The organism is Acinetobacter dispersus (assembly GCF_009884975.1).
Taxonomy (GTDB): domain Bacteria; phylum Pseudomonadota; class Gammaproteobacteria; order Pseudomonadales; family Moraxellaceae; genus Acinetobacter; species Acinetobacter dispersus.
Genome location: NZ_CP041970.1, coordinates 371,590 through 396,434 on the forward strand (window position 1 = coordinate 371,590; position 24,845 = coordinate 396,434).

17 protein-coding genes and 1 pseudogene are annotated in these 24,845 nt (G+C 38.5%); 15 read left to right on the forward strand and 3 right to left on the reverse strand.

The window, feature by feature from the left end; genetic code table 11:
• Positions 1-82: 82 nt before the first annotated feature.
• On the reverse strand, positions 83-2,740 hold the full coding sequence (gene mutS, locus FPL17_RS01545; RefSeq protein WP_159882724.1) for a DNA mismatch repair protein MutS: 2,658 nt from the start codon (positions 2,738-2,740) through the stop codon (positions 83-85).
• 667 nt (positions 2,741-3,407) lie between these two features.
• Here mutS and FPL17_RS01550 point away from each other — a divergent pair.
• From FPL17_RS01550 to FPL17_RS01595, 10 genes and pseudogenes are all read left to right on the forward strand, one after another.
• On the forward strand, positions 3,408-4,934 hold the full coding sequence (locus FPL17_RS01550; protein WP_159882726.1) for a TerC family protein: 1,527 nt from the start codon (positions 3,408-3,410) through the stop codon (positions 4,932-4,934).
• 197 nt (positions 4,935-5,131) lie between these two features.
• Positions 5,132-6,076: a DUF4424 family protein gene (locus FPL17_RS01555; protein WP_159882728.1), complete on the forward strand. Its 945-nt coding sequence runs from the start codon at positions 5,132-5,134 to the stop codon at positions 6,074-6,076.
• A gap of 106 nt (positions 6,077-6,182) precedes the next feature.
• A complete protein-coding gene (gene mumR / locus FPL17_RS01560; protein ID WP_159882730.1) occupies positions 6,183-7,094 on the forward strand; it encodes a LysR family transcriptional regulator MumR in 912 nt (303 codons plus the stop codon).
• Positions 7,095-7,438: 344 nt separating this feature from the next.
• Complete coding sequence (locus FPL17_RS01565) at positions 7,439-8,692, forward strand: NRAMP family divalent metal transporter (RefSeq protein ID WP_159882732.1); 1,254 nt, start codon at positions 7,439-7,441, stop codon at positions 8,690-8,692.
• A 35-nt stretch (positions 8,693-8,727) separates the two neighbouring features.
• Entirely contained in the window at positions 8,728-9,492 is a 765-nt protein-coding gene (locus FPL17_RS01570; RefSeq protein ID WP_004652751.1) for a LamB/YcsF family protein, read from the forward strand.
• 2 nt (positions 9,493-9,494) lie between these two features.
• Positions 9,495-10,310, forward strand: a complete 816-nt coding sequence (locus FPL17_RS01575) for a putative hydro-lyase (RefSeq protein ID WP_159882734.1) — start codon at positions 9,495-9,497, stop codon at positions 10,308-10,310.
• Positions 10,311-10,343: 33 nt separating this feature from the next.
• Entirely contained in the window at positions 10,344-11,927 is a 1,584-nt protein-coding gene (locus tag FPL17_RS01580) for a 5-oxoprolinase subunit B/C family protein (RefSeq protein WP_159882736.1), read from the forward strand.
• Positions 11,927-13,645: an acetyl/propionyl/methylcrotonyl-CoA carboxylase subunit alpha gene (locus FPL17_RS01585; protein WP_159886751.1), complete on the forward strand. Its 1,719-nt coding sequence runs from the start codon at positions 11,927-11,929 to the stop codon at positions 13,643-13,645. The genes FPL17_RS01580 and FPL17_RS01585 overlap by 1 nt, the downstream gene beginning before the upstream one ends.
• Positions 13,646-14,941: 1,296 nt before the next feature.
• Positions 14,942-15,954 (forward strand): annotated as a pseudogene (locus FPL17_RS01590) (AraC family transcriptional regulator).
• Positions 15,955-16,454: 500 nt separating this feature from the next.
• A complete protein-coding gene (locus FPL17_RS01595) occupies positions 16,455-18,800 on the forward strand; it encodes a TonB-dependent hemoglobin/transferrin/lactoferrin family receptor (protein WP_159882738.1) in 2,346 nt (781 codons plus the stop codon).
• 101 nt (positions 18,801-18,901) lie between these two features.
• On the opposite strand, the gene FPL17_RS01600 is transcribed toward FPL17_RS01595, so the two are convergent.
• Complete coding sequence (locus FPL17_RS01600) at positions 18,902-20,047, reverse strand: acetyltransferase domain-containing protein (protein ID WP_159882740.1); 1,146 nt, start codon at positions 20,045-20,047, stop codon at positions 18,902-18,904.
• 292 nt (positions 20,048-20,339) lie between these two features.
• Between FPL17_RS01600 and FPL17_RS01605 the strand changes: the two genes are divergently transcribed.
• Positions 20,340-20,627 (forward strand): hypothetical protein, encoded by a 288-nt coding sequence (locus tag FPL17_RS01605; protein ID WP_159882742.1) that lies wholly within the window; start codon positions 20,340-20,342, stop codon positions 20,625-20,627.
• A gap of 26 nt (positions 20,628-20,653) precedes the next feature.
• Here FPL17_RS01605 and FPL17_RS01610 read toward each other — a convergent pair whose 3' ends face one another.
• Positions 20,654-21,571 carry a LysR family transcriptional regulator gene (locus tag FPL17_RS01610; protein WP_159882744.1) on the reverse strand — a complete coding sequence of 306 codons (918 nt, stop codon included), beginning with the start codon at positions 21,569-21,571 and terminating at the stop codon, positions 20,654-20,656.
• Between the two features lie 118 nt (positions 21,572-21,689).
• Here FPL17_RS01610 and FPL17_RS01615 point away from each other — a divergent pair, with 118 nt between their 5' ends.
• The 4 genes from FPL17_RS01615 (at position 21,690) to FPL17_RS01630 (ending at position 24,747) form a co-directional block, all read left to right on the forward strand.
• Positions 21,690-22,670, forward strand: a complete 981-nt coding sequence (locus FPL17_RS01615) for an MBL fold metallo-hydrolase (RefSeq protein WP_159882746.1) — start codon at positions 21,690-21,692, stop codon at positions 22,668-22,670.
• A gap of 137 nt (positions 22,671-22,807) precedes the next feature.
• On the forward strand, positions 22,808-23,773 hold the full coding sequence (locus FPL17_RS01620) for a LysR family transcriptional regulator (RefSeq protein WP_151716696.1): 966 nt from the start codon (positions 22,808-22,810) through the stop codon (positions 23,771-23,773).
• A 183-nt stretch (positions 23,774-23,956) separates the two neighbouring features.
• A complete protein-coding gene (locus FPL17_RS01625; RefSeq protein WP_159882748.1) occupies positions 23,957-24,286 on the forward strand; it encodes a hypothetical protein in 330 nt (109 codons plus the stop codon).
• A 233-nt stretch (positions 24,287-24,519) separates the two neighbouring features.
• Positions 24,520-24,747 carry a hypothetical protein gene (locus FPL17_RS01630; protein ID WP_005183398.1) on the forward strand — a complete coding sequence of 76 codons (228 nt, stop codon included), beginning with the start codon at positions 24,520-24,522 and terminating at the stop codon, positions 24,745-24,747.
• Positions 24,748-24,845 lie beyond the last annotated feature (98 nt).

A 24,845-nucleotide genomic window follows, 5' to 3' on the forward strand; every position in this document is an offset into this window, starting at 1 on the left:
GTGAGTCGGTGAGCAATTGTTCCTTTTAAGAGCAGCTATGTAAAGAAGCTCTATCATTCATGATAGAGCTTCTTCGGGTAGATCAACTTTCAAGTGTTTGAGTTGTCTTATATAAAGCTTTCAATTGATAAAGTTGTTCAAGTGCCTGACGTGGTGTCAGGTCATCTACATCAATATTTTGTAACAACTCTAATGCAGGAGATTTTGCTTCAACCTCAATCACTTTCTCAACGACTTGAGTTTCGATCTCATGTTCAACAGCACTAAACAAATCATTCTGCACGCTACTTTGCAAATGTTGATGCTGTTGTTTTTCCAGAATCTTCAAGCGTTTTTGTGCTTCTTTAATCACGTTGGCAGGGATACCAGCTAATTTGGCAACCTGTAAACCATGACTTTGGCTGGCTGGGCCATGTTGAACTTTATGCAGCAAAATTAAATTGCCATTGAGTTCTTGTGCGGTAACATGATAATTATCAATGCCCGCTTCGCTACCCAATTCAGTCAACTCAAAGTAATGTGTTGCGAATAGGCACAGGCATTTCACTCGTTTGGTTAAATCAACCACACAGGCCCAAGCCAAAGAAAGACCGTCATAAGTACTGGTACCACGACCAACCTCATCCATCAGCACTAAAGACTGACTGGTGGCATGGTGCAGGATCTGAGACGTTTCAGTCATTTCCACCATAAAGGTTGATTTGCCTGTTGATAAATCATCAGCAGAACCAATACGAGTAAAGATACGGTCAATCGAACCTAGTTTTGCCGATTTAGCGGGTACAAAACTACCGCAATACGCAAGCAGACTAATCAAGGCCGTCTGACGCATAAAGGTCGATTTACCGCCCATGTTTGGCCCTGTAATAATCGCCATACGATGTTGGCTATCCAGGAAGGTATCATTCGGTGTAAAAGGCGCCTTATTTAAAGCTTCAACAACAGGGTGGCGACCTGCCTGAATTTTGATACTGGTTTCAGGCGTATATTCAGGTCTAGCCCAATTGTTAAGTCGAGCTTGATGTGCAAAGTTTGCAAGCACATCAATATAGGCAATTGCAGCACTCATCATCTGTAAATGCGCAATGTTTTGACGCAATTCATCGAGTAATGATTCAAACAAAAGCTTTTCACGGGCTAGGGCACGTGACTCGCTAGAAAGAACCTTATCTTCAAAGCCTTTCAGTTCTGGCGTGATATAACGCTCTGCATTTTTGAGGGTTTGACGACGAATATAGTCGGCTGGTGCTTGTTCTGCCTGCGCACGGGTGAGTTCAATATAATAACCGCTGACACGGTTGTATCCGATTTTCAGGGTATTGATCCCAGTACGTTCACGTTCTTTTATTTCCAAGTCAATCAGGAATTGTCCCGCATGATCACGGATTTTACGTAACTCATCCAGTTCATCATCATAACCTTCTGCAATTACATTGCCATCACGTAGTAATACGGGTGGACTTTCAACAATTGCAGCCATCAAATGTTGATGCAGGCTCTTAAAGTCGCCAAGCTCTTCATCTAATTGAACTAATAACTTAGATTGCTGGGTTTTTAAAACAGGATCTAAGGTGTGGCGTAGGAAAGGGATTTGTGCACAAGCTTGACGCAGTTGTACCAAATCTCGTGGACGAGCACTGCCGAGCGCAACACGACTCAGCACACGTTCAATATCGCCAATCTCTTTTAAAACTAGACGAAGCGGTGATTCATGATAGCCCTTTAACAGTTGTTCGGTTGCATCAAGGCGCGCATCTAAAACAGCCGTGTCACGAATAGGCTGCATTAACGTGCGGCTTAGTAAGCGTCCGCCCATGGCAGTTTGGCAGTCATTAATCAATTGGAACAGCGATGTACCATGATCAAACAACGGTTCAATAATTTCTAAATTGCGACGCGTGATTGGATCAAGTGCAATGAAGTCTGTACTTTGTTCAATTTGAATGGAACGAATATGCGGTAAAGCTGTTTTTTGGGTTTCTTTCGCATAGTGAATCAATGCCGCGGCAGCAGCTCTCGCGAGTGGAATCGGATCTAGTCCAAACCCAGATAATGTTGAAACACTCAACTGATCGCACAACGTTTTTTGCGCATTATTTAAATTAAAATCAACGTTTGGACGTTTGGTGATTGGACAGTCCAGATTTTTCTTAATCTGTTCAATAATATTTTTATCAATAAGATCTTCGTCAATGAGGATTTCGCTTGGCATTAAACGCGCCAGCTCTATTGCAAGTTGTTCCGGTTTATAGTCTTGTTGTTGAACTTTAAAAATACCTGCGCTCAAGTCGAGCAAAGCAAAACCAATTTGATTTTGTTGAATACACAGAGCGACTAGATTTGACGATTGATAGCTGCCAAGTAAGGCATCATCGGTTAAGGTTCCTGGCGTTAAAATACGGACAACTTTACGTTCTACAGGACCTTTGCCAGTGACTTCACCGACTTGTTCACAGATCGCGACAGTTCGCCCAGCTTTGACTAAACGCGCGAGATAACCTTCTGCTGCATGATAAGGAACGCCAGCCATAGGAATAGGTTGACCACTGGCTTTGCCACGATGAGTCAGGGTAATACCTAAAAGTTTGGCTGCTAAATGCGCATCTTCAAAGAATAGCTCGTAAAAGTCACCCATACGGTAGAACAGCAATGCATGCTGATAGTCTGTTTTGACTTTGAGATACTGCTGCATCATCGGCGTATGAGATGAAAGGTCAGCCATGATTTCAGCGCTATTCATGTATGTTAAATCCTTAAATTTAAATAATAAATAAGTTTAATTTGAACGTTTGGCTGTCTCGCCAATTCTAACAACCACTGTAAAATTCGACTTAATTGCCAAGGAAGTATACCTTTCTAAGGACTTCTTTTCTGTCAAAATTGAGCCAACAGTGTATGAGAAATTGAATGACTTCCTCAGTAGTTCATCTTAACAAATTGAGAAAGATTCACAAAAAGGAATCCGCGATGTGTGAAGAAATAAACAGCAAAAGAATGGTACTCGATGAACTAGAGCAATCGGCCAAGTGTCGCCATAGCATTCGAGTTGGTAAGCAAAAATAGCTTAGATTGTTTGCTTAGGTATCTTTTAAATCTGAAAAAATAATGTCCTTAATTGTTTGGTTTAATGGGTTTTATTGTGAATCTCATTGCTTAAAATGTGTAACAAATTATTCAAAACATAATTAGAATATAAGCTTTAATTCTATATATCATATTGATATTTAATTGATTTATTCATATTTGTTTAGGTTGTATATGATTTTTAAAAAAATAAACTCAATTCTGAAAGATTAGGCATAATCGGAGCAACTATTGTCAAAAAGGTTAACATAAATGGATCCCTCGCCGGGTACAAATTTAAAAAACAATTTCATGACTCCTTGTTTTTATTTAAGGAGTAAATAATGGAATTTTTATTAGATCCAGGGATTTGGGTAGGTTTGCTTACTCTGATCGTCTTAGAGATTGTTTTAGGGATTGATAATCTCGTCTTTATTGCCATTTTGGCAGATAAACTTCCTCCTTCCCAACGTGATAAAGCCAGAGTCATTGGTTTATCGCTCGCCTTGATCATGCGCTTGGGCTTACTGTTCGCCATTTCTTGGTTAGTCACCTTAACCAAACCGCTTATTTTTATTTTTGACTGGTCTTTTTCTGGTCGAGATCTGATTCTTTTATTCGGTGGTTTATTCTTACTGTATAAAGCGGTAAGTGAATTACATGAACGGATGGAAGGCAAAGCGGAAGTCAAAATTACCACCAATGTGGTTTATGCGAGCTTCACCGCAGTTGTAGCACAAATTGTCGTATTGGATGCCGTGTTCTCATTAGACTCGGTGATTACTGCCATTGGTATGGTGGATAATATCTACGTCATGATGGTGGCGATGGTTGTGGCCATGCTGGTGATGTTGCTTGCGTCTAAACCATTAACGGAGTTCGTCAATCGACACCCAACTGTCATTATTCTCTGCTTAAGCTTCTTGCTGTTAATTGGTATTAGCTTAATTGCCGAAGGCTTTGGTTTCCATATTCCTAAAGGTTATATCTATTCGGGTATTGGTGTTGCGATTGTCATTGAGGCATTTAATCAGTTTACGCAACGTAATCGTTCCAAGCATGAGTCGAAGATTCCGCTACGTAATCGAACTGCAGACACGATTTTAAAGCTCATGGGTGGCAAGTCTGAAACCACTGCGACAAATCCGCAGCAACATTTGGAAGCGCAAGACACATTTGATGATCAAGAACGTTATATGATTGGTGGAGTATTAATGCTGGCAGAACGATCTGTCGCATCAATCATGACGCCACGTAGTCAAATATCGTGGATTAATATTGATGAAACGCCAGAGAAAATTCGAGAGCAGGTTTTATCTGTACCGCATAGCTTATTTCCAGTCTGTCGAGGTAGCTTAGACAAAGTTCTGAGTGTGGTTCGCGCCAAGGAAATTTTGGATGTGCTGGATGATGAAACGCAATTAAAATCTTTGATCAAAGCACAACGTCCGATTTTTATTTTTGAAAAAATGAAAGTGATTGATGTGATTAATACATTGCGAACTTCCAAAGGTTCATTGGTACTGGTCAATGATGAGTTTGGGAATGTGCAGGGTGTGATTTCACCTTTAGACGTTTTTGAAGCCATTGCGGGTGAGTTTCCAGATGCAGATGAACAGCTTGATTTGATTCAAGTTGATGAAAGCACTTGGAAAGCTGCAGGCACTTTAGATTTGTATCAACTTGAATTACAGTTAGGCGTCGATTTAGTCGATGAAGAGACCGCTTATATTACCGTGTCGGGACTTATTCTCGATAAAAGTAATGGCCTAGTGGAAGTCGGCTCAATGCTGGACTATCAAGACTTACAATTTGAAGTGGTCGAGATGGAGAGCAATCGGATTAAAACGGTAATGATTCGATTAAAGTAAATCATCTTGCTAAAAGCAGCGTTCAGGGTCTGATAAAATTTTGAACTTGAATATAAAAGTCTGAATCATGGGAGTAGTTTGTGATCAACAGACTGCTCCTTTTTTAAATGTACAATAAGTAAAAAAGTAAACATATGCGCCTTTAAGCCGCTATGATTGATCCTGATAATGACAGTCTTAAATTGGACACTAAAAAAATGAAAAAAATCATCTTGGCATGTTCTATTTTGCTGCAAATACCCGCGTATAGCCTAGCCAATGATTCAACGGGTTATGTGGGTACAGGCGGAGTGGCCTATCTTAAAAATGCGCAAGTTGCGATGCAAAGTGAAGACTTATTTATTAGCAAGAAGCTGATTAAAGTGGATTACCTTTATAAAAATTTAAGCAATAAAGATGTGACGGAAACCATTTTGTTTCCCTTACCACGTATTGATAACTTCTTTGATTCGGATTTTGCCCATACGGAAGCACTGCTAAAAAGTTTTAAAATTACTGTTGATGGAAAAAGTATTCAGCCAGAAATGCATGTGCGCACCTTTATTCAAAGGGATGAAAAGTCACCGTTAATTGATGCAACAGATGTATTTAAACAATGTGGTTTTAGCCAAACAGAGATGCTTAATCCTTGGATGCGTAATAACGATAACTCTACATATTCTGTCGATAAACTAAAACAATGTAAGCAGCCACAAATGCAGAAAATATTGGCTAACTTTAAAAAAGATGATGAAATTCCGTGGTCATCTCAAGTGATTTATAGTTGGAAGCAAACCTTTAAAGCCAATGCGCTGACCAAAATTCAGCATCAATATCAACCTTTGGTTGGTGGTTCTGTTGCGCTCTATCCTGATGAATATAATCAGAACTTTTGTATGGATGCCCAATTTAAGCAGGGTTTAAAAAAAGCCAGAGCAGAAAATTCACCGTTTAATGCTTTAAGCTATATTCTGACCACAGGGGCAAATTGGGCTAAACCAATTGAAAATTTTAAATTAACGATTGAACGTGATAAGAATGAACTGGTTTCATTTTGCTGGAATGGCAAAGTCGAAAAAATCAGTCCAACTCAGTTTCAGATGACCAAGCGCAACTTTGTTCCCAAACAAGATTTGGATATCATTTTTGTGAGAGTGAAATGAGTCAACTTGCAGTTGGCTGCAAGAAAATCAATAAATAGGTAGCTTAATCAGGCTCTTCACTCCCATACTATAGCGCTATAGAGGGATATGTAATTCAGGATTGAACGTGAATTTAAAGAATCTGGAAGCATTTTACTGGGTGGTGACGCTGAATAGTTTTAACAAGGCAGCGACTAAGTTACAAACCACTCAGCCTGCGGTATCTCAAAAAATTACAGCGATTGAAAATGAATTAGGATTTAAGGTTTTAGATCGAAGTCTTCGACAAATTAAACCTACGCATAAAGGGATGACCTTATTCAAATATGCGGAAAAGTTAATGCGTTTAGAGACCGAGCTCGTGGCGGAGTTAACTGAAAATCGGCATTTGACAGGCACAATTCGTTTGGGCGTTTCGGAAACCATTGTCTACACGTGGTTGGTGGAATATATCGAGAAAGTTCAGCAAGAATTCCCTAAAGTTTCTGTGGAAATTGTGGTTGATCTAACCCCGAATTTACAAGAAGGCGTGCGCACAGGTGATCTCGATATGGCCTTTTTACTCGGACCAACGCTGGCTTTTGAATGTATTGAACAGGCACTTTGTGATTTTGAACTCAGCTTCTTAGCTTCACCTTCATTTAAAGGAGGGATTGCTCAAATGTCCTTTAAGACCTTAATGTCACATACCATTTTAACCTATCCAAAAATTACCTATCCCTATAAAGAGCTCAAAGCCAAAATGAAGGAACAGGGGCTGGATGAGCCACTTTCGATCACCAGTTATTCCTTGGCGACATTATTACGTCTTACCGAGCAAGGTTTGGGGATCGCTGTGGTACCGACCTTAACTGCTTTAAAAGAAATTACCGATGGTCGATTGGAAATATTAAATACGCCAATTAAGTTAAAGACCTTCCACTTTACCTCGATTTATATTCAAGGTAATGATGCTGCATTGAAAGAAAAATTAACCGATGTCGCCGTGATGGTTTCTGAAAGTGCGATGAAAAGCTTGAATGAGAAAATAAAAAATTGAAGTGGTTAAGCTAAGCTTCTGTGAGGACAGTGTATGTGCAATCCAACAGCTGCTGAGTTAAAAAATTATAAAAACAGCTTATCAGGAGTGATAAGTAAAATTTATCCTTAAACCGATTATAAATAAAAAGTAATTAAATTCAATGGATTGGCTTAAATTTTATATCTAAAAAGTCGTATTGTTCAGTTGGCTTGCATATGTTTTTATTTGAACGAGAAGATTTGATTACCCCTCGCTGAGTGGGAGAACAGGGAATCTTTGTGATTTAAAAAGGATTAAAGAAGATCGTTTATAAACAAAATGATGCTCTTGGATCAAGTTGAAAATCGCGTTATTGAGCTCAAATGGATGAGGAACGCATCAATATGTCTTTACTGAAATCTTCTTTGCTATCAGATCGCCAATGGGCCATTGTCGCCTCGATCTTTATGATGGCAACCTCTGCAATGGGGCCAGGGTTTTTAACCCAAACTGCTGTGTTTACAGTGAAACTAGGTGCCGCATTTGGTTTTGCCATTTTAGTTTCCATTCTGATCGATTATGTAGTGCAGCAAAACATTTGGCGTGTAGTGACACTGACGCAAATGCGTGCATCCGATATTGCCAATAAGGCTTTACCAGGCAGTGGCTATTTACTTGCATTTCTGGTGATTCTAGGTGGTTTCTTCTTTAGTATCGGAAATATTGCAGGTGCTGCATTAGGTTTAAATGCACTGTTTGGTCTGGATACCAAATGGGGCGGCATCCTCAGTGGTGCATTGGCGATTTTGATTTTCGCTTCAAGAAAAGCCACACTTGCCATGGATAAAAGCATGATCGTATTGGGATTGCTGAAAATTATCCTAATCATCATTGTGGCTGTGATTGTGATGCCTCCTGTTGGGCAGGCGGTACAGCAAACCTTTGCACCAGATCAAATCGACTTTGCGATTATTACTACTATTGTCGGTGGCACGGTGGGTGGTTATATCTGCTATGCAGGTGCACACCGTTTACTCGATAAAGGTGCGGTTGGACCTGAAAATATTGATGAAGTTGCCAAAGCAGCGACCAAGGGCATTGTTGTAGTTGGCATCATGCGCTATGTCTTATTTTTAGCCTTCTTAGGTGTGGTGGTGAGCGGTGCAACGATAGATCTTGCCAGTCATAATGCCAATCCAGCGGCACAAGCATTCCAGTATGCTGCGGGCACATTTGGTTATAAATTATTTGGCCTGATCTTTTGGGCAGCGGGTATTAGTAGCACTATTGGTGCAGCCTATACCTCAGTTTCCTTCTTTAGTGCATTTAAAAAGAATTTAACCCCAAAACAAAGCAACTATACCACCATCACTTTTATTGCCTTAGCCTTATTACTCTATGTGGTATTGGGGGCAACGCCAGCAGGTCTACTCATTTTTGTCGGTGGTTTTAACGGTTTAGTGTTGCCAATTGGTCTTACAATTTTTGTGTATGTTGCGGCTTGCCGTAGAGACTTGATGGGCAATTATAATTATCCAAAATGGTTAATTGTTTTAGGTGCACTTACGTGTGTATTGACGTGGTGGATGGGCTATATGTCATTTACAACCGTGTTTAACTATTTGACCAAACTTTAAGTCAGATAATCGTACAGCGAAAAAGGAATGATGCCATGTTTGTAGATTTAAACAGTGATTTGGGCGAAAGCTTTGGCTCATGGAAAATGGGCAATGATGATCAGATCTTACCTGTGGTGACCAGTGCCAATATTGCTTGTGGTTTTCATGCAGGCGATCCACTTGGCATTTTAAAAACAGTTCGTAAAGCAGTTGAGCTGGGTGTGACCATTGGCGCTCATGTGTCTTATCCAGACCTTGTAGGCTTTGGCCGCCGTAATATGGATGTGTCACGTGATGAGTTGATTGCTGATGTGCTGTATCAAATTTCAGCATTGGACGGCTTGGCGAAAGTGGCTGGCTCAAAAGTGCAATACGTTAAACCGCATGGCGCGCTTTATAACACCATTGCTCATGACCAAGCTCAGGCAGCCGCAGTGATTGATGCGATTAAGATGTACAACCCTGAACTGGTTTTAGTGGCTTTGGCGGGGTCAAGCTTGGTCGAGCAGGCACGTGCTGCTGGTTTAAACGTGGTGTCTGAAGCATTTGCAGATCGTGCATATAACAGCGATGGTTCATTGGTATCTCGTCGTCTAGAAGGTGCGGTTTTACACGACTCGGCATTTGTTGCGAGCCGTGTGGTGTCTATGCTTAAAAATGGTGGGGTCGAGTCAATTGACGGCGTATTTACTCCAATTCAGGCTGACACCATTTGCTTACATGGCGACACCGATGGTGCGCTAGAGATGTCGGCAGCGATTAAAGCCGAGCTTGTAAAAAACAATATTGAAATCCGCCCGTTTGTAAACAAAGCATAAGGATGAGCACCATGTATAAGGATATTAAAGTCGACCCAGCTCAGCTTGAAGCCGCGTTAGATGCGCGTTTAAAAATCCGTGCAGGTTTTGATAAACCAACGGCAGGTATGGCGGCTGGCATGACGCAGGTCAATATGATTTCGGTGCCAAAAGAGTGGGCGTATGACTTTTTACTCTATGCACACCGTAACCCGCAAAGCTGTCCAGTGCTTGATGTGCTCGAAGAAGGTATTTATGCAACCAAGCTTGCTGCAGACTCAGACATCCGCACCGATTTTCCACGCTATCGAGTTTGGAAAGATGGCGAAATGGTCGATGAAGTGACCGATGCGAGCGAGATTTATAACGCTAACCCTGATTTGGTGACTTTCTTGATTGGTTGCAGTTTTTCATTTGAAACCGCTTTGCAAGAAGCGAGTATTGAAGTTCGCCATATTCATGATGACACTAATGTGCCGATGTATTTGAGCAATATTCAGTGTCAATCGGCAGGGCGTATTTCAGGCAATATGGTGGTTTCCATGCGGCCCATTCCATCGCATCAAATTAGTGAAGCGGTAAAAATTACTTCACGTATGCCAAGCGTGCATGGTGCACCTGTACATATTGGGCACCCTGAAAGTTTAGGAATTTTGGATGTAAATAAACCTGATTTTGGTGATGCTTCACGTATTGAAGCCGGTGAAATTCCAGTGTTTTGGGCATGTGGAGTAACACCGCAAGCCGCCGTTATGAACTCGAAAATTCCTTTTGCGATTAGTCATGCACCGGGTCACATGTTTATTACCGACATTCCTGACCGCGCTTGGATGGGCTAATTGGACTAAAGAACAATTAATAAGGATAAGCAAATGCGTTTTTTATCGGTAAACGCCGATTGTTTTCTAATTGAGCTTGAGAGCCTAGAAGAAACTTTAGTGTTGTACAATAAATTGCAAAATACGCAATTGAATGGAAGTAAAGACTTAGTCCCCGCTGCAAAAACAATTTTGGTTTTTTTCAATGAGATCGAAACCAACTTTAAAACGCTGGTTGCTTCAATTCAGGGTCTCAAAATTGATGCTGAATTGGAGCGTAGCAACCAAGAAGTGATTGTGCCGATTCGTTACGATGGCGAAGACCTTTCTCAGGTGGCAGAGTTGCAAGGGCTGTCTGTTGTCGATGTGATTAGAAAGCATCACCAAAGCATCTGGAATGTCGCTTTTATTGGTTTTGCGCCGGGCTTTGCTTATATGAGCAGTCCCGACAGACCTTTTACCGATATTCCACGTTTAACGGTTCCGCGTAAAAAAATACCGTCAGGCTCTTTGGGTTTGGCTGGAAAATACTCTGGTATTTACCCGAAAGACAGTCCAGGTGGTTGGCAGCTGATTGGTACTACATCGCAAAAAATGTGGGATTTAGAACGTAAAAATCCTGCATTGCTGTTACCGGGCATGACTGTACATTTTGAAGATGTCACGCATCGTCCAACCAAAGTGACTGTGCCGCAGCAAATCACACGTAAGGTTGAGCCGAAACAATCTCTGCCACTATTTACGATCACTGCACCAAGTTTACAGATGCTCATTCAAGATGAAGGGCGTTTAAACCAAACCAATATTGGGGTTGGGGTTGCAGGTGCAATGGACTTGTCTGCCATGCATAGTGCTAACCGTATTGTAGGTAATCCAACCGATACACCCGTTATTGAAGTTTTAAATGGTGGCTTAAAAGCCAAAATGCAGTCTGCGGGTGTTATTGCAATTGCAGGTGCCATTTCAAATATTCGTGTGAAATTTGCTGATGGTCAAACCACAGATTTTGCAAGCTATCAGCCGATTGATCTCGACGAAGGCGATGAATTTCAAATTCAGCCACCAACAGCAGGTTTAAGAAACTATTTGGCAGTTCGTGGTGGCATCGATGTTGAACCAGTGCTCAATAGTGCTTCGTTTGACAGCTTGGCAGTGTTAGGGCCAGAGCCTTTAAAGCTTGGAGATACCATTTATCAAGGACAGGTGAGGGCTGCCAACATTAGTGTCAATGAAGTGGGCAAAAGTGACTTGCCACAAGCTGGCGAAGTCGTTGAGCTAGATATTATGAGGGGGCCACGCACTGACTGGTTTGAACAAGACAGTATTGAACTGCTCTGTCAACAAGAATGGCTGGTAACGAACGAAAGCAACCGAGTTGGGCTAAGACTTTCAGGTGAGCAGCTTTTAACTCGCAAAATTACCCATGAACTAGAAAGTGAAGGCACATGTATTGGTGCTTTGCAGATTCCACCGAGTGGTCAGCCTGTTTTATTTATGAATGATCATCCTTTAACGGGCGGATATCCAGTCATTGCTTCTGTTGCTAAACACCATTGGGACTTGGTAGCACAGATTCCAGCAGGTTGCCGCGTCAAATTTAAAAAAATTGCCGAATTTACAGATTTTGAGAATGAATGATGAATACAGAAAAATTATTGATCGCGAATCGTGGTGAAATTGCCGTTCGTATTATTCATGCCTGCCGTGACATGGGCATTTCATCGATCGCGTTATATGCAGATGACGACATTGGCAGCATGCATGTCGAACTTGCAGATGAAGCATGGGGCTTGGCTGGTGCGACTGCCAGTGAAACCTACCTAAATATTCCAGCCATTATCGAAGTTGCAAAGAAATCCAAAGCGACCATGGTGCATCCAGGTTATGGCTTTTTATCTGAACGTGCTGAGTTTGCCCAAGCCGTGATTGATGCGGGCTTAAAATGGGTCGGGCCATCACCAAGTGCCATTGAAAAGCTAGGCGATAAAATCGAAGCACGTAAAATTGCTGCTTCAGTTGGCGCGCCCTTAGTTCAGGGTACACAAGACCCACTTAATAATGCAGAGGAAGCTTTAGAGTTTGCCAAAAAATTTGGTTTGCCGATTGCCATTAAAGCTGCGTTTGGTGGCGGTGGCCGTGGATTAAAAGTTGCGTGGAAACTCGAAGAAGTCAAAGAGTTATATGAGTCTGCAGTACGTGAGGCAAAAGCTGCCTTTGGTCGTGGTGAATGTTTTGTCGAGCAATATCTAGATCAACCACGTCATGTGGAAGCACAGGTGATAGCTGACCAACATGGCAATATTGTGGTGCTTGGTACACGTGATTGTTCGTTGCAACGTCGTAACCAAAAGTTAGTCGAAGAAGCGCCAGCGCCATTTATTAGCGATGAGATTTATCAACAAATTTTAAGCTCGGCAAAAAACATTTGTCAGGCAGCCAATTATGTTGGTGCAGGAACGGTTGAATATTTACTAAGTCGTGACGGAAAGCTTTCATTCTTAGAAGTAAACACCCGTTTGCAAGTTGAGCATCCAGTGACTGAAGAAACCTCAAAAGTCGATTTGGTGGTTGAGCAAATTCGCGTGGCACAAGGTGAAGTACTTTCTATTAAAGAAACACCAAAAGCACAAGGTCATGCCATTGAGTTTCGTATCAATGCCGAAGATCCAGCGCGTGGTTTTATTCCAGCATTTGGTGTGCTGAGCTTATTTGAAGCACCGTTTGGTCATGGAGTACGTGTTGATACAGGTGTTCGAACCGGGTCATTGATCTCCAGTCATTTTGACTCTCTCATGGCAAAACTGATTGTAACGGGTCCAACCCGTGAAGTTGCCATTGCCCGTGCTAAACGTGCATTGAAGCAATTTAAAATTGAAGGCGTAGCTTCAGTTTTAGACTTTCATCGTGCAGTACTCAATGAACCTGACTTTACCGATGAATTTAATGCACACACGCGGTGGATCGAAAATGACTTTAAACAAGAGTTAAAGCCAACCAAACGTGGCATTCCAAAGCATCAACAACCAATATTGCTGAGCTATATTGAAATTGATGGCAAGTTACACCGTTTAGGTTTACCTGCGGGCATGTTTGCACAAGGCCCAGCAACTGAAATTCAAGCACAAACTGTCGAGCTTGAAGTGAGTGCAGAGCATTTACTAGCCCCAATTAATGGTGTGATGAGCGCTTGGAGAGTTGAAAATGGTGAGCAGGTCACCGAAGGTCAAGTGGTTGCGATTATGGAAGCCATGAAAATGGAAGTGCAGGTACTGGCACATCGTAGTGGTATTATGCAAATCGTGGCAGAACAGGGTGGTACTTATCAGGTAGAATCAATTATTGGCATAATTGAGTGATGTTTGAAACAAGTCTCTATCGCTAAAATTGAAGAATAGAAATAAGCAAAGCGCTAATGATTTATCTCTTTGCTTATTTCTATTGGATAAAGAGTTATTAAAAAATAGTTAATTTTACTTTATTTATTTTTAAGTTAAACTTTATTATTGGTCGAGTTAGTCTTTGTCTACCTGTTAGATATCAATGAAAAATAAAATAATCATGCTGATTATGATTTAAAAATAATCTCGCCCAATTTTAAGATTTTGGGTTTTAAATGTTTGTATTCTTTAGTTTTTTGTATTTGTTGCATATTGTAGAGAGAAAACATAAGTTTGTTTTAGTGTTTTTCTTATATATATGAATTTATTGATAAATATTTCTTAAATTGCTTGTGGTTGTAATAAATTCTTGTAAATAGTGATAATTTTAATGTGCTAAATGCTAATAAATTTGGATTCAAAGGGGGTAAGGTCTATTCTTATAATAGAACTAAGGGGTAGGCGTGATATATAAGAAACCATTAGTATTAGATTTTGATAAAGTGAATGAAAATGATGAGGATAATGGTGGCGCATTATTTTTAAGAAATGAGATGGTTTTTATCCTTGCAATGTGTCTATGGAATACAAATATTAGCTATAGTTTCTTATTTGTTTATATTTTTATTTTTTTCGCCGAAAAAATAAATGACTTTTACTTTGTTGTGAGTTTTTCTCTGATATTTAGTCTCGTAGTTATTGTTTTGCTATTTTTTTTACTTTTCTTTGTTGAGATAGTTTTCTCTAATCGGTAATTAAAATATGATTTATAGAAAAATAATAAAAGTATAAATCTATTTTCAAGTTGAAAAGAATAGTCGATTCATTGCAGTCATCAAATTATAAAAAAAGCCCAACAGATTTCTGATAATGATCATTTTTAATTGAGCTAGATAAATTTGTTTTGCTGGTAAAACAAAAAAATAAAATAATTATTAAACTAAGGTGTGCTATCACTCGCGTAAAAATTTGGATAGAGAATAAAAATAAATTTTTGTCGCCTCCTATGTTAACGACAGCTTCACAATCGTCAAACTTTCCTTGAAATGATAATTTTTTTTAGTGAAATGATAATTTTTTTATTCAGTTTTCCAGTAGATTTTTAGAACTATATGTGACTAATATCACAAAAAAAAGTTTTTTTGCAGTATTGGTGGGGTGGTGAGTGAGGGGGCTATAGGGGTTCTTTTAATTTGAGTAAATAATGTACTTGCATGAGTGGTTTTTGATTCCTTCTTGGAGGTGTGGTTCTTGATATGAGATAGAGTGGGTGAAATGGTTTTGAGTAAGTCTAATCAAGTAAAATTAGTGTCTAGTGCGATGCAAAACCTATTGATTTATTTTTGCGTAAAAAATAATCTTAAAAATGCAAAATATTTGAGTGACTATAAAACCAATGAATTAATTCCACTTTGGGATTGGATTGAGTTATTGGAAGAAATTAATCAAAAATATCCAAAGCCAACACTTGGGTTAGATATTTCAAAATATGCGCAGCCCAAACATCTTGGTATTTTAGGGTATATTGCACTCTCTAGTGAAAATATATTGGAAGTTCTTAATTCTTTTATAAAGTATCAAAGGTTGTTTTGTGAAACTAAACCGGCAAAAATGTCTATTTCTGATGATTTTATTATTATAAGCTGGAGTGAAGATCCATATATAAAAAACAATCATCTTGTGGATGAATTGTTGATGGGTGTTTTTTATGTGTTTTTAAATCAATTGGTCCATCCTAATATTATTCATGTTCATAAAATAAATTTTAGTACACAAAAAATAAATTTTTTTATAATTATGAGAATTTTTTTGGTTGTTCTGTGGAGTTTGAAAGTGATCATGTTGAAATATATATTTCTATGAATAGCCTTGATCTAACCGTTCCAAATGCAGATCCAATTCTCAATGATATCTTAACCAAACAAGCAAATTTATTGCTGTCAAAGCGTCCCCATCTTGATGTTTTTGATGAGTTAGTACAAAAATCAATAATTCAGGCAGTGAGTAAAGGTAATATTAGCGTGGAATACGTGGCGAACCAAATTGGTCTTCCATCTCGTATTTTTCAAATGAAATTGAAACAGCAAGGGTACACTTTTAAGGAGCGGTTAAATCAAGTTCGCAGAGATTTAGCTTTTGATTATCTTGCTGATTTAAATCTGAGTATTTTGGATATTTCAATGTTATTGGCTTATCAAGAGCAGACTTCATTTATTCGAGCATTTAAAACATGGACGGGGATGAGCCCATTGCAATATCGAAAGAAAAAAATCTTAAATCATCGTTGATAATTTCATCATTTACTTTTTATTCATTACTTGAGAGTGGTTAAATCGTAGTGATTGTGAAGACCTGTATTCACGCTACAACTTTGATCAGATTTCATCCGTTCTTTTATTCGATTGTTCTTGTTCGGTGTTGTATCAATCATCAAGGTGATGTCTTTTTTGACGATCCTTCAAAATTGATTGTTCATTCTAAAAAAATGGAGAAGTTATTTACATATTCTCAAATGTAAATGATAATTACTATTATTTATGGTGTTTGCATAATTTAATGATAAATCCTCTCCCAACGCATGATAGACATACGTTGATTCAAAATCGTGATCCCGATTACTATGTCGCACTGAGTCGATGCCTTAATTCTTTCATTGCTTACTTCAATATTGAAGAAGTTGACTGTTGCCGAACACTAATTTTTTGATTCTATTATTTTTATTTAAATCCTTAATTATTTTATCGCCTATTTAGGAGGACGATGAATTTTTATCTTTTGGTGAAGATGTATGTTTCAAGTTCTCTCTCAAAAAACGGTGATAAAGCCACTTGCACTAGCTATTGCTTTATCTATGAATGTCTTAACAGTACAGGTCTATGCAGATAGTAATACAACAACAGTTTTAGTGAATTCGAACAAAACTGTAGCATTGCCTAAAAGCTCATCCACAGCCAATGATCAGAACCAAATTTATCAAATGACACCAATTGTGGTGCAGGCAGAGAAAGAAGATACCATTCAGTTTGGTCAGAGTGTATTAAACCAAAAAGCCATCGATCGTTATCAGGCAAACAATGTTGCTCAATTGCTAGATAACATGCCAAGTGTTGGTTCCGCTGGTTCGCCAAGACCAGGTGGGCAAACCATTAATATCTTAGGGATGGGTGGGGTTGAAGATGTTCCAATTACATTGGATGACTCGGTAAAAAGCTTTGATAAATACCGTCAGGGTTCAGTCTTTATTGAGCCCGAAATTTTAAAGAAAATCACAGTAGATAAAGGGCCACATAACGTTGAAGTTGGTAATGGTGGTTTTGGTGGAAAAGTCACGTTGGAAACCAAAGATGCAACTGATTTGCTTCGAGATGATAAAAATATTGGTGCTTTTTTAAAGTATTCAAGGTTCTCCAATAATTCACAAAACACCTATACAGGTGCGGTATATGGCAAAAGTGAAGATGGGTTGGTCGATGCAATGTTCTACTATACCAATCGAGACAGTGGTGATGTTAAACGCCCAGATGGCACCAAGTTTTTATATTCTGCACAAGAGCAAAATACCTATTTGGCCAAGCTGAATTTCCATCCGACAGACAGTCAAAAAATCACATTAAATGCGATGCAGGGTGGACATAAAGGTTGGGAACCATTTGCGGCTATGCGTGATCAAGATGCTGTACCAACTGAAGCGGATATTAAAAAATATGGTTATGAGGAGGCTTGGAAGCGTCGTCTAGTCTACCGTGATCAAAACGATATCAGCTATTCGATGGGATATGAGTTTAACCCAGACTCAAATCCATACCTTAATCTAAAAGCTACCGCATCTTATTCAAAGACGGATCAACATGATCAAAGACTACCGAGCGTTAATGGATCAGCGGCAACCTTGGGCAATGAAAGTTGGGTAACGTATACCAATACGGCGCTTAAACTCAGCAATATCAGCGATATTGCAACTGAATACGGTACGCATAAATTAAAAGTGGGGGCGCAATATCAAAAGATGGAGCAGAATTCCCTGATCTACGATAAGAACAATGCCAAAAAGCCTGATTATAACTTTGGTTATTATGAACCCTATTATATGCCATCAGGTGAACAGCAAATGTTGAGTGCCTTTGTGGAAGATCAATATCAGATTAATAATTTCACCATTACGCCATCACTTCGCTACGATCATATAACCAATACAGGCAATCCAAACCGAGCACCACGTTATAATGACCCTAGTGCTGGGCATGATTATTCCAGCAAGACCTATACAGGTTGGTCTCCACGTTTAGCTTTGGCATGGAAGCAGGCTGATTATCTGACTTGGTTTGCCAATATCAGTAAGACATGGCGTGCTCCGCGGGTAGATGAACAATATTATGTACAATCAGCGGTGACATCCGTGCCTTCGACCAGCCGTTATTTACGACCTGAAAAGATGCTCGCGATTCGTTTAGGCAATGAAATGAATTTTGATGATGTGTTTGCATCAGAAGATCATTTACAAGTTCGTCTGACTTATCATCGTAATCGAGGAAGTGACGAAATCTTCCGTAACCTTTCAACTTTTTGTAAGGTACAAGCAGAGAACAATGCCAACGGTGGAAATGGCAGTATCAATGACTGTAATGGAAACTATAATCACGGTTTTTATCGCAATGTAAACGATTACACGATCAAGGCCTATGAGGCTGAGGTGTTCTATAATCAACCGACTTGGTTTACAGGTTTAACCTATTCATATATTCGTGGGCAGCGTGATAATTCTCCTGTGAATCCTTGGTTTGAGCAAAAAACATGGATGACCGATATACCTCCTAAAAAGGCCACAGCGACTTTGGGTGTAAATGTGCCTGAGCATCACTTAACGATGGGCTGGAGAGGAATCTTTGTGGCGGCACAGGATCGGAGTTTATCTGACAATGAGAAGTCGATTGCAGCATCTTCTTTCTCTTTGCCAAAAACCAAAGGTTATTCACTGCACAGTGTTTACGCTGACTGGCAGCCTGTGGGGGAGAAAGGACCAAAGTTAAATTTCTCAATTGATAATCTGTTTAATCGCGACTACAAGATGTATTTAGGGGAATATATGACAGGCACAGGTCGTGATTATAAGCTAAGCATTTCTCAATCATTCTAGTTCGAATGCTGAATCTCAGTTGAACTTTAAATCCTGTTTCATCCGTACAGAAGTTTGTTTTATTTTCAACAACTGTACGGATTTAACTTTTTACTTTCGCTCTAAAAATATTTAAGCAAAGCGATATGTTTATTTCTATGCTTAAAGTCTGAAAACTTAAGCATTAATGGATAAAGTAGCATACTGAGTATGATTGCAATGAACCAAAGCGTAGCAACATGATTTACGCCAAAGTATTCTCCTTGATTTGTTCCAAAAATATGAACGGCAATCAGATATAAAGCTTTTAGTACATACAAGTGAACAATATAGAAGAACATGGGTACTGAACCAAAGATGATTAATGGCTTGATCCATGATTTAGTTTCAAACTTTTGTAATAATACGAATAGCAGCAACCCTATACCAACATTCCACAAAATGAAGAGAAGGGAGGGGGGATATTTGGTTAGATTGACAAAACTCATGATTGTTTCAGTGATGGTCGGCATCACAATCCATGCTTGATCGCCATACATATTGATCCATCTTAAGACCAAAAATAAGCCAATACTGCATAAGCCAAAGTTGAGTAATATCAGATTTCTTTGTCCTGCATTTCTATTTTGTCTAAATGCGACTGTACCAATACAATAACCCAGTGTGATCACGCCAATCCAGGGTAAAACTGGATAAGAGGTTCTAAATCGAATAAATTCTCCAAATTCAATCCAGCCTCGTTCATGCAAAATCATCCATAGATTTTGTAGGATAGGGATATTTTCAAACGAGACCTGATCGAGCAGGTTATGCCCAAAAATAATAACAAGACTGATCGTCCATAAAATTTTTCGTGGTAAGCCAACCAGCGCTGCCAAAGCCAGCATACTCAAACCAATGGCCCAAATAACTTGTAAATAAATTACATCGGGTGGGAAGCTTCCAGTCCAAGCAAAGTTGATCACAACCAACTCAAGGAAAATCAAAAATAATCCACGCTTGAGTAAAAATTCGCGTGTCATCACAAGATTATTTTTGGCTTGATAGAGGTAAGCAGATAACCCAGTTAGCAGGATGAACACGGGAGCGCACAAATGAGCCAGTACTCGACTCAAGAATAGTGATTTGTCGGTATCAGCAATCAGCATAGGATCGGGTACTTGATGATGGAGATAAAAAGTTTCACGAACATGATCTACCATCATAATCAGGATAACTAAACCTCTTAAAGCATCGATTGCTTGTAAGCGTTGGGAGGATATTTGCATGAGTTTGTGCATGTTAAAAAGATATCTATTGTTATGTTATAGTATAACAATTTGAATTGAAGCTCAAACAAGGATATCGCCAAGGCATAGGATCTAAAGATTTTTTTTATCCGTAAAAGTCGTTATTGAGAAAATATTGAAATTTTAAATAAAAATAAGAATTAAAATCAGTTAATTATTTAAATTTTCACTAAATGATAATTTTTTAATAGTTTACTGTTAATTACTATGAAAATAAATCCATATAATAAGAGTGAAATATTATTGAAAACTTATAATCAAGGTATTTCAAGTGAAAGATTGGATTTGCAAAAAGTGTAAGAAATATAAGAAATTTGAACCAAAAGATTTTAAGGAGGGTGATATGGTGTTCTTTTATCTATTTGAAATTTATGAGGAACAGGTTTTTAAAATAATAAGAGAGGGCGTTATATTAAAAAGAAAGAATCAGATTCTAAAAATACTAGATGATGGGGAGATTTTTTATTTACATGATCATGATGTATATCCTATAGGTGCACCTGCTAAATTCATTTACAACATGTTCGGTGTATGTTTTTGTTCTTTTTATAAACATTAAAAATGCATAGATGTGTGATTAATATTCTAATTTTTATTTAGCTTTTCTCGTAATAGTGGTATCGAAAAATCTAAAAACAATTTTGTTGCCAATAAAATATTTTGTCGTGTGGGGATGAGTGCATTAATCAGGGAGTGATGAAGTTCCCATCGGGTATTTGGTTCAAATACTTCTACAAATTGACCTGATTTTAATTCATGAATACATAAATACTTTGGAAGGATTGCTGCTCCCATATCCTGTTTAACTGCTGATTTTAGCACCGACATATTGCCACAGCTCATATATGGCTCAAGCTGTATTGCATGTATTTCATTGTGAAGATAAACAAATTCTTTGCAAACAGTATTTTTTTGAGTACTAAGCGCTATGAAGTTTAAAGCCTTAAGCTCATCTGGATGTTTGATTGGTAGTTTGTCCTCCATGTAATTTTGGCTGGCCACCAATACCATCGGTAAATCACAGATTGGACGTATAATTAAACTGGAGTCATCGAGAGGCTTGGATGAAATCCGAAAAACGAGATCAACTTGAGCACTGATCAAGTCAATATTGTGATCTGAGGTATTGATGATGATTCGTATTTTAGGATATTCACTCATAAATAACGCGAGGATTGGCATCAGAGCTTCTTGTGCCAATGTTGAAGAACAGCCGATACGCAATACACCTTTGGGGTCTCCAGCAAGGTCTGTTGCCACAGCAAATGCATTATGCGCTGCCTGTTTCAATGCTTTTGCATGGATGTAGACTTCTTCGCCTGCAGGGGTTAGTACTACATTCCTTGTATTTCTATGAAATAAACGTACTCCAATCCTATTTTCAAGTTCAGCAATATGCCGACTGAGCTTAGAACGCTGTATGCCTAGATTTCTTGCTGCGGCAGAAAAACCAGCATGTTCTACAACCTCAGTAAATAATAAGAGATCATCAAGTTTTTGCACGCAGTCTTTACCCTTTATTGTTGCTAATTTTAGGACAGTATATTGTGAATTCTGTGAGTTTTGTCAGGGGGCTTAACTTGCTAGATTTATCTTAAATGTCGCAATGTAGGTTTCTGATATGAGTACAATGAAAAATCAAAGGATTAGGTTGGTTCTAAGCAATAAAATTTTTGTAGCATTATTGCTGTCGTTACCGATCAGTACCATTTTTGCGAAAGATAATGGCTATTCTGTCGATCAATCAATCTATCAGAATCGTCCAGTTTTAACAGATTTTACTGCAGCGGCTTGTCCTGATAATCCGAGAGATTTAACCCAAGTGAAAGGAAATCTTTATCGGCATACCACAGGGGCAGGCTTAGCGGTACACAGTGGTTTAGTATTGATCACTAAAGAAGGTGCTTTGGTGATTGATCCTGCAATGACATGTACATCTGTATGGTTGAAAGATGAAATCAAAAAACGTTTCGGTGTCCCTGTAAAGTATGTGGTTTATACCCATGCTCACGCGGATCATATTAGTGGTGGGCAAGTTTTTAAAGCAGATGGCGCAACGATTGTTGCCAACCAACGCAGTATTGAACCGATTGTCGGGGAAAAATTAGCAACCGCATTGCCAGACCGTGTTTTTGATCAGGATATGAAAATTACCTTGGGAGGTGAAGAGGTTTTATTACACTACGTCGCACCAAGCCATTCGGATAGCATGGTCATGGTACTGTTCCCTAAATATAAGGCACTGCAATGTACGGATGTGTGTGAAAGTAAAAGCATGCCCTATAACGATTTCCTCGACTTTTATTACACTGGTTGGATTGATACTTTAAATTGGGTCATTAATCAGGATGTCGATATTATTGATGTTGGACACTATACGCCTGCGACTCGTGAGGATCAGATTGCGTTACGGAACTATCTCGTAGACTTACATCAGCAAGTGCTTGACTTGGTTCGCGCAGGTCAGTCCAGGGATCAGCTTTACCGTAACGTAAAATTTAGCCCTGAAGTTCAAACATGGATTGCTTTTAGCACAATGAAAATACTGAATATTCAAGGCATGTATCGTTGGGTGAGTAACCACCGTAGAGGCAACTGGTAACAATCATAAGCCAACAAAACCGAAATTTTATTCTTAGGAGATCACTCAATACAGCTCTGGTGCATGACATCAGAGGCAGCCTTTTTCTAGATAAGCAAAGCGTAAATCTATTTGAAATGTATTTAAATAAAATATAAATGAGTGTGAAAGTGTTAGATATTAGAGATTTAAAAATTTTTATATACGCTGTTGAGAATTCATCTTTAACAGTAACCTCAGAAAAGCTAGGTATTGACCAGTCAACTGTAACGAAGCGGATCAATAATATTGAACAAAAATTGAAGGGTAAACTGTTCAACCGTAAAAGTAGACCTTTGCAATTAACGCATTTTGGTGAACAAGTATATTTCAAAGGACGTCATATTCTTGAACAGTTGGAGCAGTTGGAAAATTTTCATCAACAAAAAAAGGGATCATTACTAGAAAAAATAAAAATAGGACTTCCGAATACCTTGGTAGATGACTTATATGAATATATCGATGATCGATATAAGTTTGATCATTATTCGACTGAAATTGAAATGCAAAGTGGATGGGGGCGAAGCCTTATTCATCAGGTGGATGGTAGAGAGCTGGCACTTGCTATTGTCATGATTCCTTCCAATCTTCATCTCTCGGAACATTTGTTTTTCAAAAATATTGGAACTTTACCTTTGGTTGTTGTTGCGCTAAAGAATGGTGTTAAAGAATACAGAACTTTAGAACGGTGTAGTAAAAAGGGTTGGGTAGTACATCCAGAAGGTTGCTGTTTTAGAGAAAGCCTAAATAAAAAACTCAATGAAAAAGGCTCAGTTTTTTATGCAAATAAGGAGGTTTTCGGGATAGAGGCTCAATTAAATAGTGTTGTAAATGGTGATGGATTGGGGATATTTCCTAAACCTTTTTTTGATAAGTATTCTGAGAAGAACTCTAATCTGGAGGTTGTCCCCGTCAATGATTTTGATATCAATCTAAAAGTTGGGATCGTTTACGCCGATAAAAAAGATTTAGATCAAGTAAATTATTTTGCAAAAATTATAAAAGAACGCTATTTCATTCAATTTGCTATCATTTTGAATTTAGGGCTTTATTTTATCGATAGCTTGGTTGTTGCTTCCACCTAAATGTTGCGCTGAAGAGATATGATTCATTTGTTGATATTCATATGTCGTTTTCATATAGGGTAGCTAGATGAATTATTGTATAAATATAAGCAATTTGAAGCTTTGCAAAGCTGTTTAAAGCATGAACGCAAAGAGGATATGATAAAATTGGCCTTAAAATTAAAAATCAATTAGGACTTGAGAATGAGAAACATACGATGGTGGGTGCTGACTTTGATGACATCAACAGCTATTTTTTCTGTTGAAACTTTTGGGGGGGATGTCAATCCAGCGGTACAAGTACATTTTGGCAATGTATCACCTGAAAAAAACAAAAATTCTCTTATTAAGCAATCTACAAAAAAGGCCGATATTGATGCTGAGGTGGATACACAAGCATTAAAATTAGGGGGTATTCATAAACGAGAAGATGCAAGAGAATATCTTGAGTTAAAAAATGAAGCAGAGAAAAGTGTTGAAAAATCGAATGATAAAAATAAGAACGAAATATCTAATGGGTTAACCAGTAAGTAAAATTGCCTTATCCAGAGGCAATGCAGTGAAGCATTTTGAAACGTTTTCTACTTCACTGTAACTGTTTAGTTAAATAAATATTAATGGAATTTATTTATTTAAGGATAATTTCAAGTACTTAACTAATGAATTAATAAAAGTCTAATACTTATAACTCTTGTTACAACCATTTAGTCGACAAGGTTAAAAAAAATTCCCATAGTGCTATGAACAATATTATTGGGAGAACTGTTATGGATAAGATTACAGTCATCGTCAAGGACCAAGAAGAAAACGAATCTGTTGTCGTTGCACAGCTGAATGATTTAGAAGACCATGATATTCCTTTTTTTAAACGGGTTGAACATATTGAAGTAGAAGGAAATATCATTTTTCCAAATATCGACTTATTGTTTGAAAGCGATATCGATGGAAAAATCTATAAATTGGTTGCGCCAGTGAATGACAAAAGATTTATCTGAATTTAGCCCTGTTTTTAAACTATGTAAAAACCCACTTATGTTCAATCCAATAAGTGGGTTTTTATTTGAGAGAAATCGTACATGATGTAAAACCAGAG